Here is an 11,844-nt window from a genome sequence, read left to right as displayed (position 1 = left end):
GAGGCCGGATCTTTGAGCAGGCGCAAGCTTCATGTTCAATCTCATCTCGATTTTACATCAGCGAGGGCAGGAAGAGCGCAATCTGCGGGAAGACGATGATCAGCAAGACCAGTGCGAAATAGGCGATCCAAAAGGGAAAAACCCCACGGAAGATCTCGTACATAGACACATCCGATGTCATCGACGCGATGGCAAAGACATTGACACCGATCGGTGGTGTGACGACGCCGAGCTCGACCATGATGACGACAAGGACACCGAACCAGACCGGGTCGAATCCGGCACTCATGGCCAGTGGATAAAAGAGAGGAACCGTCAGCACGAGCGCGGGCAGCGCATTCATAAACATACCGATGATGACGTAGAAGAGCAGGATGGCGCCGATCAGCTCATAGGGGGTGAGCTTGAGCCCCGCGACCAGGCCGGCGATCTGCTGAGTCAGGCCGCTGATGGCGATGAAGCGGCTGAAAGCGGTGGCGAACAGAAAGATCAGGATGATGCCTGCTGTCAGCCGCAGCGTCTGTTCAATCGATTGCCAGAAGGCACGCCAGGTAAGCCGCCGTGTCAGCACGGAAATCAGCAGCGCGCCGGCGACGCCGATTCCGCCCGCTTCATTGGGCGTGACTATGCCCGTATAGATGCCGCCAAGCACCAGCAGCATCAGTACCAGCACCGGCCAAACTCCGCTGCTGGCTTCCAGCCGCTCGCGCCAGGAGCTTACTTCGCCGCGCGGCGCCAGCGCGGGATTGAGCCAGGTCCGCACTGTGATCAGCAGAACCAGGATGACCGCAAACAGAATGCCCGGCAGTACGCCAGCCATGAACAGTTTGCCGATCGAGACTTCGGTGATCATGCCGTAAACGATGAAGGCGAGGCTGGGCGGGATCATTACCCCGATGGTCGCGGCACAGGCGATCGAAGCCGTGGCAAGCTTCATGTCGTAACCATAGCTCTTCATCTGCGGCAGGGCGATCGAACCCATGGCGTAGACGCCGGACAGCGTATCGCCGACGATCGATGACAGTCCCGCGCAGGACACTGTACTCGCAGAGGCAAGTCCTCCGGGCAGATGTCCGATCCAGCGATAGGCCGCACGATAGAGGTCCTCGGCAAATCCCGAAGCGACGACGATGAGGCCCATCCAAGTGAAGAGTGGAATGACGCTCCATGTCTGGTCGCCGACAACATCGAGGGCCGTGGTGCCGAGACTGGTCAGGCTGGCATTTGCACCGATCAGCAGGCTGATACCGATCAACGCCGTGATCGCCATCGCAGCGGCGACATGAACCCCCAGAAAGATCAGGATGAAACACAGTGCAATACACAGAGCGCCGCGCATCTCGCGGGGCATGTCGAACGGCAGGGCCTGCGGAAACAGGATGAGACAGAAGATCGCAGCCGCCGCCAGCAGCCAGGCCAGGCCGATAATCACAGCTTGCGGCTTCCGGAGTGCGCCGACGTCCTTCAGCGTAGCGATCAGGTTGACCAGCAACGTGACCGCGAACAGCAGCATGAAAATCGCCGCAATCAGCGCGAAGGGCCATTCCGGCACCTTCAACACGCCGGTGACGATCGAATCCTCGATCAAAAGCGAGGTTTCCTTCAGAATCTCAGACGCGGTGATCGTGACTGCTCCCAGGGTGAGCAACAGCCCGCCGCCAATGGTCGGCAAGCGGGCATGGGCTGGCATCAGCTGAAGCAGCATGTCGACGCGGATATGTCCGCGTGCGAGTTCGACCGCGCCAAGCGTGGACAGGGCTACGAGAGTCATCAGCAGCCCATTCATCTCCATGCTGCCGGGGACAACGATCGAAAAGAGATTGCGCAGCACGACATCCGCCACCGTCACGCCCATCATCAGGATGAGGGCACCGCCCCCGATCCACTGTGCGGCAAGGTTCGTCCAAGCGACGGCGCGCCACGGCGCCCTCGCAGGCGTTTCATGCTCGACGGGCATCTCGGTCCCGATCCTATCCAGGCCACTACTCATGCTGTTTTACCTTTTTAGCCGACAAGAGCACGCCGCAATGAGCGGCGCGCTCTCGCTGGTGCTTCGGAGCGGGCCTAGTTCTGATCGTAGAGCTTTAGCAGGCGAACAGCTTCGTCGAGAATCTTCTGGCCCGGCATGCCCTTCGCATTTGCAGCCTGTACCCATTGGTCCCAGAGCGGACGCATTCTGGTGGCAAGGGCGGCATGGTCCTCGGCCGGCAGCGCAAGAATATTTTCCGGCGGGATCGCTGCCGTCGCGGCTGCGGCGGCGTCGATTGTGTTGTTGAAGAAATAGACCGGCAGCAGGTCGGCGAGATGCTTTCTCTCCTGCTCGGTCAGCTTCTTGTGCGTGTCCCGATTCATCACGGTCGAGTAGGTGCCGGGATTGAGGTTGATCAGCGTGTGATAGGTCGTCACTTCGTTGAGCTTGAAGTTGTTCACCCAGCCCCAGGCGCACAGGACTCCGTCGACAGCGCCGCGCTGCAGGGCCAGATAGGCATCCGGCCCCACCATAACGCTGGCGCTGGCGCCGAGCGTCTCCATCACCCGTACGCCGGCCGAATCCTGGGCAGCGAGCACCTTGCCTTTCAGGTCCGCCAGCGTGCGGATCGGCGTGCGCGTATGCAGGTGTGAGCCCATGGCGACGAAGGTGGCGAGGTCGACGACATTGTCGCTGGCGCTGAACAGTTTGCCCATCTCGGGGAAGATTTCGCGCAGGCGCCAGTACACCACGCTGGCAACGGTCTGATTCTTCGAAAGGCCGGGCAGGCCGAACAGTTCGAGCTGCGTGAACTTACCCTGCAGTGCCGGGTGCCAGACGAAGCCAATATCGAGAAGGCCGGAACCGGTGGCTCGCAGCCAGTCCTTGAACGGCGTCACCGAATTGGGTGGGAAGAATGTCAGCTTGGCACGGCCGCCCATGATGGACTTGAGTTGCGCCGCGAAACGCCGGTCCATGTCGTTCCAGGGCGTGCCGTCAGCGGAGGCGAACTGCATCTTCAGTTCGATTTCCGGCATGGCCGTCTGGGCCCGGGCCTCGCTCTGGGCGCCGGCCGCCACCGAGGTGCCGGCGAGGGCCAGCAGGGAGAGGCCGCCAAAGGCCCGGCGATTGATCGATGAACGCGATACGGATTCCACGATCGGCTGATCGGATGTCATTTTTTGTCTCCTCCCGGGCCCGGCAGAGGCTGGGGCCTTATTATTGCGCGCTACAGGGCGCGCCTATTCGCTGTCGACCGTTCAGGCAGACGGCGTTCCTCCGGGAGCAAACCTAGGATCGACCATCAATTAAGAATACTTATTTCTTCTTAAGTGAATCATCAGCATAGCTTAAAGCAGAAGATGCCATGAGCCGGCTCCATTCCTCCTCGGAACGGCGGAGCTCCTGGTTGAAATAGTCATAGAGCGTCTGAGCAGGGCGCGACAGCGAATGCCGGGCAGGAATGATCAACGCGACCTCCACGGCAAGGGTGGAATCGTCAATCGGATTGACGGTCAGGCGTTCATTGCCGAGTTCCTTCTGACCGATCCAGTAAGGCAGGATCGCCGACCAATCCGTCAGGGCGAGGAATTCGAGCCCGGCCGACAGGCTGGCGTTGGAAATGATCCGCTCCACCGCAATCTCGCCATTGCGAATCGCCGCATCGATTTTCGGCCGCAGGCTGTTTTCCGCATTGGGCAAGAAAAGTTTCAGCGGCGGCATAGCAGCAAGTTTCAGCGGCTTCATCGGCATCAGTCCACGGCGGGAGCCGGAAATGAGCGTGACCGGGAACCGGCCGATGGATTGGGCCGACAGACCGATCTGCGGCTTTTCGAACTGTCCGACATAGAAATCGAGAGCGCCGCCGGCGACGTCGGCGATCAGCGTATCCGCCGTGCCACTGGCGATGTCGATATCGACCCGGGGGAACTCGCGCGTGAAGCGCGCCAGCGCCGGCGGCAGGATGGCTTTCGCCAGGCCCGGTGCGAAGCCCGCCGAGACCGCGCCGCTCAGCCCGGCGGAGAAATCCTCGATCTCGAGTTCTGCCTCCGACACGGCTTTCAGGATCGCGAGCGACCTTTCGTAGAAGCGCTGGCCAGCCGGTGTCGGCACCACACCGCGCCGCGTCCTTTCTAGCAGGCTGATCCCCAGCCGCCCCTCCAGCGCGCTCATCTGCTGGCTGACGCCGGATGCCGTGCAGTGCAGGCGATTGGCGGCCGCACTCAGCGAGCCCTCCTCGCAAGCCGCGACGAAGAATCGAATCTGCCTCAGCTCCATGAATGCCCCTGTCAGCTTTTAGTATATTGGAATATTGGCATTAGTAATTTTAACTATCTGTAATATCCAGTTCAACTCTATGATTCGCGCCGCGCGCGCCGTTCGGGGGCCAATTCCGGAGTGGTCGCGCCGGGGAGGAACAAAGAATGACGCCGCAGGAACGCGAGTACCGGGTGCGCCAGATGGGTGCGCGCCACGACTGGTGGGCTTTGCGCCGCGAACCGGTCCTCGCACCGGAGCAGGAGGTCGTCGACGCGCACTTCCATCTCTGGGGCGAACGTGATTTTCCCGATCCTGCCGTGCCGGATGCGATGCTGCGGACCAGTCGTTATCTCTTGGAAGAATTCCTCGCTGACGCCAGGGACGGCCATAGGGTCACACAAGCCGTCTATATCGAATGCGGCTCCGGATACCGCACGGATGGCCCGGAGCATCTCCGCGCCTTGGGCGAGACGGAATGGGCCACCCGCATGGCCGCTCAATCCGCCAGCGGCAGCAACACGGAAACGATCGCGGCCATCGTGGCGCATGCGGACCTGCGGCACCCTGAACTGGAAATGCTGCTCGACCGGCATGAGATGGCCGGCGCGGGACGCCTGCGAGGGGTCCGCCAGAGTGCGGCCCGCCTCGAAGACCCCTCGGCGCGGTTGCTCGCCGGAGCCGCGCCACCCGGCCTCTATGCCGATCCGGCCTTTCGCCGTGGCCTGGCCCGCGTGGCCGAACGCGGCCTCGCCTTCGATGCCTTCCTGTTTCATTTCCAGCTGAACGATCTGGCCGACCTTGCCCGTGCAGTGCCGGGCGCAACCATCATAATCGATCACCTCGGTGCCCCGGTCGGGTATGCCCGCGGCCCTACCGAGCGCGATCCGGTCTTCGCCGCCTGGTGTACTATGATCGACAGGCTGGCAGAGTTGCCGAACCTCGTTATGAAACTCGGTGGCATGGCGTCGATCGTCACCCAGTATGACGCCCATACCCGTCCGATGCCGCCGTCATCCCGGGAATTCGTGGACGAGCGCGGCGCCTATTTCCAACACGCGATCCGGCGTTTCGGTCCGGCGCGCTGCATGTTTGAGAGCAATTTTCCGGTCGACAGCGTGGCGATAAGCTACGGCAATCTCTGGAATGCGTATAAGATTATTGCAGCTGAGCATGGCTCGGCAGCCGGACAGGAGCTGCTCGCCGGCACCGCACGCCGTGTCTATCGGATGTAAGAAAAGCAGCTGACTGCAGGCTCGGCCAGGCATGCGCCCAATTAACCGCTGTCCAGTCGAACACTCGGATCGCCCTGTTTGATCTGCCACCGCTATCGATGTGCTGCCGCAATGGCCTCCATCTCGATCCGCACCGGTGCAATCAGGCCGGATATTACCGTCGACCGCGCCGGAGCCTTCTCGGTGCCAAAAATTTCCGCGTATGTCGCATTGAAGGCTGGATAATCGTCCTTATCGGTCAGCCAGACAGTGACCTTGACGATATCGGCAAGGCCGCAGCCGGCTTTTTTAAGTTCAGCCTCAATCATGCCGATGACGTACCGCGTCTGCCCGGCAATATCCGGTGCTGCCGGCTGACCGTTCAGCATCGGCACCTGTCCGGCAACGAAGACCAGTGGCGCATCGACGCGAACCACCGATGTGAGAGGTTGGGCCTGTCCTCCGCGAAGGACAGGCCCGCCGATATGCTCGATCATTCCGGCTTGATCCCGGCTGCCTGCACCACAGCCTTCCACTTCGTTACCTCAGCCGCCACATAGGCCTGCGATTCCTCTGGCTTGCGAGCCTCGACCATAAAGCCACGCTCGGTGAAGAAGGTCTTCAGATCATCCGCCGCCAGCGCCTTGGATACTTCCTGATACAGCCGGGCCAAGGTCGGTGCCGGAATGCCGGCCGGTGCGAACACGCCCTGCCAGGAGATGGCCTCATATTTCGGCAAGCCGGCTTCGGCCACCGTCGGCACATCGGGCAGCATCGGATGCCGGGTCAGAGAAGTGACGCCCAGCGCGCGCAGGCGGCCGGATTTCACATGTTCCAGCACGACCAGCAGATCGCCGAACATGCTATCGATCTGGCCACCCAGAAGATCCTGCAGCGCGGCGGCGCTGCCCTTGTAGGGCACATGCTCCAGCTTCACCTTGGCTTCCAGGCCGAACAGCTCGCCGGCCATATGCATTGAGGTGCCGATGCCGGGCGAACCGTGCGTGAAGGTGCTGGGCTTCGCCTTGGCATGGGCGATCACATCCTGCACCGACTTGAAGCTGCTGTTGGCATTGACCACCAGCACCAGCGGCGAGCTGACCACCAGGCTGACCGAGGCGAAGTCCTTCACCGGATCGTAAGGCAGATCCGTCCGCAATGCGGCACTGATCGCGTTGGATCCGGAAACGCCCATCAGCAGCGTATAGCCATCCGGCGCGGCCTTGGCGACCAGATTCGCGCCCAGTGCACCACCGGCCCCGCCGCGATTCTCGACGATCACCGGCTGGCCCAGCGGACCGGAAATCTTGGCGCCGATCTGCCGCGCCAGCAGATCGGTCGACCCGCCAGCCGCAAATGGCACGATCAGGGTCACAGGCTTGGATGGGTAGGCCTGCGCCAGTGCCGGCGTTGCAGACGCCAGCGCCATACCCGCAGCAACCATCAGGCCCGCCGCCCCCTTCAGTACATTACGATAAAATACCCCGGTCATCTCAGTCTCCTATCCTTGTCTAGTCGCAGTTGTTACTCGGGCTCTCCCCACCCTCCCGCACCGGCGGTCTCCACATGCAGCCGGTCTCCGGCTTGCCATTCGAACTGAGCCTTGGCCCCCAGCGCCTCGATGCGGCCATCGGCACGCTCGATCCAGGCACGCGACAGCGCACCGGCCGCACCACCGGCCGCACCACGGGCAGCATGACGATGCCGCTCGCCGCGATAGGACACCGTGCCCTTGCCGTCTGTGAGGCGATAAACCCTGCGCAGGCCATCGCCGCCGCGATGACGCCCGCCGCCGCCGGAACCTGTGGCAAAACCGTACTGTTCGATGCGGATCGGCGTGCGTGCCTCGACGATCTCGACCGGCGTGTTGCGCGCGTTGCTAACATCGGTGGAAATCCCCGGCGTGCCATCGCCGCCGGCATGCGCGCCGGCGCCGCTGGCCACCACTTCGGTCAGCGTAAAGTCACGGCCATCCGCGTCCTTGCCGGCAAAGGCGATCACGGCGGCAACACCGGCATTCGCGGCAGCGGCGGTGTGGGGTGCAATCCCGCTCCAGGCGCCGATGATGGCATTGCAAGCCAATTTCACCGTGCCGGTGCGCGCATTCACCGCCGCCGGCCACAGCGGATTGACCACGCTGCCCTCTGGCAGATGCAGATCGAGCGGCAACAGGCAGCCGGCATTGTTCGGCGCATCGGGTGCGAGGCTGCGCATGAAATACAGTGCCGCCGACAGCACGGCGGCCGGCGCCGCGTTGACCGGACCGCGTGTCTGCGGCGCCGAGCCGGTGAAGTCGATGCGCAGGCGGTCGCCGCGCTTTTCCAGCGTGACACGAATGGCCACTGGATCGTCGCCGACACCGTCACTGTCCAGGGCATCCTCCCAGCTGGCAATCCCATCGGGATAGGAGAGCAGCGCCTGCCGGGTCAGAGTTTCGGTCTGGTCGATCAGCGCGTCACATAGCACAAGGAAATGCTCACCCTCACGGAGCGCCAACTGCTGCAACTCGCGACCGCCCGCCGATGTTCCCGACCATTGCGAGGACAGATCGCCCAGCAGCAGGTCCGGCGTGCGGCTGTTCGCCGCCAGCAGCGCCCCTAGCAGCGCATCGAGTTGACTGTCGCGATGCGACCGCACCGGCGGCAGGCGCAACCCCTCCTGGAAGATCGAGGTGGCGTGCGGCGGAATCGATCCTGGCGTGATGCCGCCGACATCTTGGTGATGCAGGCTCGTGGCAGCCAGCCCGATAAGCGTCTGCTGCAGGAAAATCGGGCGCACCAGCGTCAAATCCGGCAGATGGGTGCCGCCCATGAAAGGATCGTTGAGCAGATAACCATCGCCATCGCGCATCGTGTCGGCGGGAAACTGCTTCAGCACTGCCTCGACGGCAGGAATCAGCGATCCCAGCAGCAACGGCAACGAGCGTGCCTGTACCAGCAGACGACCATCGGGCAGGAAGAGGGCCGCCGCACCGTCGCCGGCCTCGCGTGCGATGGCGGAATAGGCGCCGCCGATCAGGCTGTCCTGCATCCGGTCGGCCGCGGCCTGCAGCGTCAGGCGCACCGGCTCGAGCCGCGGCACAAGCGTGGCAGGCAGGCGACTGGTCATGCCGCCCCTTTCAATGCCTGCTGCCGTGTCTGCGCCTGACCGGTGCGTCGCATCTGCAGGTTACCATCGGCAGTCTGGCAGCACAGCCAGCTGGCCGGAATCCACAGGCTGGTAGTTTCGGTGAAGATGCTGGCCGGGCCGCTACAATCAGCTTCGCTGCCGGCTGCCGAAGCCGGCACAGTGGCCTGCAGCGTGGCGGGCCGCGTCATCCACTGGCCCCGCAGACGCAGCAGACGCACGCCGCGCGCGAAGGCATGGCCGCGCACCCGTTCATGCACCTGGTCGAATCGCTGCGCCAGTGCGGCGGCGTCATCGCGATCCGGTTGGAAGAAGAATTCAAGCGCTGCCGACTGTCCCTGGTAGACGGCTTCGAGTGACCATGTGATCCGCGCCTGTGATTCGGCCTGCGCCACGATGGCCTCTACCGCCGCCATCAGGGCCGGCCAGTCAGCCGTGGTCAGTGCAAGATCGAGAGCACTTTCCGCAGCTGCGGTCTCGGATGCGGCAAGACAGCCGAGCGCAGACACAACGCCGGCATCGGCCGGGATCAGCACGCAATCACTGCCCAGCAGCTCGGCGACCTCGGCGGCATGCTGCGCCCCGCCACCGCCACCGGCAATCAGCCGGGCACCGGTTGGGTCAATCCCGTGGCGATAGGCATGCGCCTTCACGCCCTCGGCGATTGCTGCTGCGGCAGTCGCGACCACGGCGGTAGCCGCCGCCTCAATATCGCAGCCCAGCGCCTCGGCAATGCCGTGCATGACCTGGCGCGCAGCGGCAACATCCAGTGCAAGTCCACCGGCAAGTGTCGCGGGCAGACGGTTCAGCACGACCAGCGCATCGGTCAATGTGGGCAGCGTGCCGCCACGCCCGTAGGCAGCGGGACCAGGCTGGCTGCCCATCGACTGCGGACCGAGGCGCAACGCGCCCGCCTGATTGACCCGAACAATGCTGCCGCCGCCAACCGGCACCGACAGGATATCCGTCGCCCGCAGGCTGATCGAAAGGCCGCCGATGTCGATCCTGCGACCGCAGACAATGTCGCCGTGTTCGATCAGGCCGATATCGGTGGTGGTACCTCCTGTCTCCACCGAAATGCAGGGCATAGATTTATCGCCCCCTGCCGCGCCCTGCAGATGGAAGCCGCTCATCGCCGCAGCCGGGCCGGCCAGCGCCAGGCTGAGCGGGTTTCCCGCAACCATGGCCGGCGACCGCAGGCCGGCATCGGAGGTCACGATCACCGGCTGCGGCAGGCCGCGTGCCAGCAGGCCAGCGCAGAAGGCATTGAGATACTGCCGGCTGGATGGCTTCACATAGGCATCCAGTGCCGTTGCCAGGAAGCGCTCGAATTCGCCGGATGCCACATCGACGGCATGTGACAGGGAAACTGCCAGATCGGGGTTCGCCGCCAGCAGCGCTTGGCCGACCGCGATCTCATGGGCGGGATTGCGCACCGCATGCAGCAGGCAAACCGCTACCGCCGATACGCCGCTCGCGGCAATCGTCCGGGCCAGAGCGGTCAGCGCGGCCGGATCAAGCGGTTCGATTTCCGCGCCATTTGCCGCGCAGCGGCCGGCAATCTCGAACCGCAGCGCATCGGGGAACAATGCCTGCGGCGTTTGCGGGGCCGGCGTCAGCGTATAGAGATCACTGCGGTTCTGCCGGCCGACCAGCAGCAGATCGGCAAAGCCGCGATTGGTGACCACCGCGACCGGCGGCGCCTTGCGCTCCAGCAGCATATTGGTGACCAGCGTCGAGCCATGCGCCACGCGACCAACTGTGGCGGGCGCAATCGCCATCGCATGCAGAGCGTCATCGAGTGCCGCGAGCACCGAGATGGCCGGATCGGCATCAATGCGCGGGACCTTGCGGCGCTGGTACCGGCCGGTGCCATCGACTGCGGCGACATCCACATAGGTGCCGCCAACATCGATGCCGATCGACCAGAACACGGCTGTGCTCACGCCCGCTCTCCTATCAGAAACGATCCGGGTTGAAGGGGGACAGTTCGATTTCCGGCATGCGGCCGGCAACCAGATTGGCGATCTCGCGGCCGGTGGTGGCGCCGCCACACATGCCGACATGACCATGGCCGAAGCCGAGCCAGGCATTCTCCGCTCGCGGCGCGCGGCCGATCACCGGCATGCTGTCGGGCAGGCAGGGTCGATGGCCCATCCACAGGCTGGTTTTGCTGGTATCGAGATGTGGAAACAGCTCCTTGCCTTTTTTCAGCAGGGCTTCGGCGCGCGCATAGCGCGGCGGCGCTTTCAGGCCGGCCAGCTCGACCGTGCCGGCCAGACGCAGGCCCATCGCCATCGGATTGACCATCATGTTGTATTCGGTGGCCATCACGGTGCGGCTCAGCTGCAGGTTCGAACTGGCAACCGTGACATGATAGCCGCGTTGGGTTTCCAGCGGGACGCGCGCGCCGACCCGGCGGGCCAGGCCCGCGGACCAGGCACCGGCAGCAACCACCACGCCATCGACATCGAGGCTGTCGCCATTGTCGAGCTGTAGTGCCTTCACCACGCCCCCTGTCATCTGCAGGTCTGTCACCGCCTGCTTCACATGCGTGGCGCCATCGCGGATCGCCTGGCCGTAGATCGCTTTCACCAGCGCAGACGGGTCCGCCGCCGATCCGTTGTCGGGCGCATAGTGGCCGAAGCGGAAGCGACCTTTGAGATCGGGCTCCATCTCGGCCAGTTCATCACTGCCAATATCACGCAATTCGACGCCGAGGCGGCGGCGCAGATCCATGCCCCATTTCCACTGATTGGCCGCCTCGCGCGAGGAGTAGACATAGAGACAGCCGGTATGGCGCACGAGGCTGGTGGCACCGGCACGCTGCAGCAATGGCTCGTAGGCTTCGAAGACCGGCTTCAGCAGGCCGCGCATGGCAGTGGCGATGCGAGAGACTTCCTCTCGGCTGGAAGCGCGCAGGAAACGGATCAGCCAGGGCAGCACTGCGGGCAAATGGGCAGGACGGATGGTCAGTGGCCCCTCGGGGTCGAGCAGCCATTTCGGCACCTTTTTCCACATACCGGGCATGCCGACAGGCAGACAGGCGCTGGGTGACAGCGAGCCGGCATTGCCGAACGAACAGGCTTCACCCGCCTCGCGGGGATCGATGAACGTCACTGTGTGACCATCGCGCTGCAACCACGCTGCCGAGCACGCCCCGACAACACCGGTACCGATAACCGCAATATGCATGCCAGTCCCCCGCAGGATGTCGTTTGGACACGACACCGCCGGATGGGATTGTCAGCGCGCGCCACTCATCATACAAATGAATTA

The 11,844-nt window shown here is 63.7% G+C and carries 9 protein-coding genes; 1 reads left to right on the top strand and 8 read right to left on the bottom strand.

What is annotated here, in order from left to right:
- Positions 1-52: 52 nt before the first annotated feature.
- From AAG799_RS03285 to AAG799_RS03275, 3 genes are all read right to left on the bottom strand, one after another.
- Positions 53-1,957, bottom strand: coding sequence for a TRAP transporter large permease subunit (locus tag AAG799_RS03285; RefSeq protein WP_341894369.1), 1,905 nt, complete (start codon positions 1,955-1,957; stop codon positions 53-55).
- A gap of 107 nt (positions 1,958-2,064) precedes the next feature.
- On the bottom strand, positions 2,065-3,147 hold the full coding sequence (gene dctP, locus AAG799_RS03280; RefSeq protein WP_341894368.1) for a TRAP transporter substrate-binding protein DctP: 1,083 nt from the start codon (positions 3,145-3,147) through the stop codon (positions 2,065-2,067).
- A gap of 139 nt (positions 3,148-3,286) precedes the next feature.
- The gene (locus AAG799_RS03275; RefSeq protein WP_341894367.1) at positions 3,287-4,246 is read right to left on the bottom strand and encodes a LysR family transcriptional regulator; all 960 of its coding nucleotides are present in this window, start codon (positions 4,244-4,246) and stop codon (positions 3,287-3,289) included.
- A 146-nt stretch (positions 4,247-4,392) separates the two neighbouring features.
- Here AAG799_RS03275 and AAG799_RS03270 point away from each other — a divergent pair, with 146 nt between their 5' ends.
- A complete protein-coding gene (locus AAG799_RS03270; protein ID WP_341894366.1) occupies positions 4,393-5,460 on the top strand; it encodes an amidohydrolase family protein in 1,068 nt (355 codons plus the stop codon).
- A gap of 92 nt (positions 5,461-5,552) precedes the next feature.
- Here the strand turns inward: AAG799_RS03270 and AAG799_RS03265 are convergent, their stop codons facing one another.
- Genes AAG799_RS03265 through AAG799_RS03245 form a run of 5 tightly spaced genes read right to left on the bottom strand, consistent with a single transcriptional unit; the run spans position 5,553 to position 11,760 of the window.
- Positions 5,553-5,936: a RidA family protein gene (locus AAG799_RS03265; RefSeq protein WP_341894365.1), complete on the bottom strand. Its 384-nt coding sequence runs from the start codon at positions 5,934-5,936 to the stop codon at positions 5,553-5,555.
- On the bottom strand, positions 5,933-6,931 hold the full coding sequence (locus AAG799_RS03260; RefSeq protein ID WP_341894364.1) for a tripartite tricarboxylate transporter substrate binding protein: 999 nt from the start codon (positions 6,929-6,931) through the stop codon (positions 5,933-5,935). The genes AAG799_RS03265 and AAG799_RS03260 overlap by 4 nt, the downstream gene beginning before the upstream one ends.
- Positions 6,932-6,963: 32 nt before the next feature.
- Positions 6,964-8,547, bottom strand: coding sequence for a hydantoinase B/oxoprolinase family protein (locus AAG799_RS03255; RefSeq protein WP_341894363.1), 1,584 nt, complete (start codon positions 8,545-8,547; stop codon positions 6,964-6,966).
- Positions 8,544-10,511: a hydantoinase/oxoprolinase family protein gene (locus AAG799_RS03250; protein WP_341894362.1), complete on the bottom strand. Its 1,968-nt coding sequence runs from the start codon at positions 10,509-10,511 to the stop codon at positions 8,544-8,546. The genes AAG799_RS03255 and AAG799_RS03250 overlap by 4 nt, the downstream gene beginning before the upstream one ends.
- Positions 10,512-10,524: 13 nt before the next feature.
- The gene (locus tag AAG799_RS03245; protein ID WP_341894361.1) at positions 10,525-11,760 is read right to left on the bottom strand and encodes an FAD-dependent oxidoreductase; all 1,236 of its coding nucleotides are present in this window, start codon (positions 11,758-11,760) and stop codon (positions 10,525-10,527) included.
- Positions 11,761-11,844 lie beyond the last annotated feature (84 nt).

The organism is Ferrovibrio terrae, assembly GCF_943371255.1.
GTDB lineage: Bacteria > Pseudomonadota > Alphaproteobacteria > Ferrovibrionales > Ferrovibrionaceae > Ferrovibrio > Ferrovibrio terrae_B.
The sequence above is the reverse complement of the archived record's forward strand: the minus strand, read 5'-3'. Positions and strand labels throughout refer to the sequence as shown.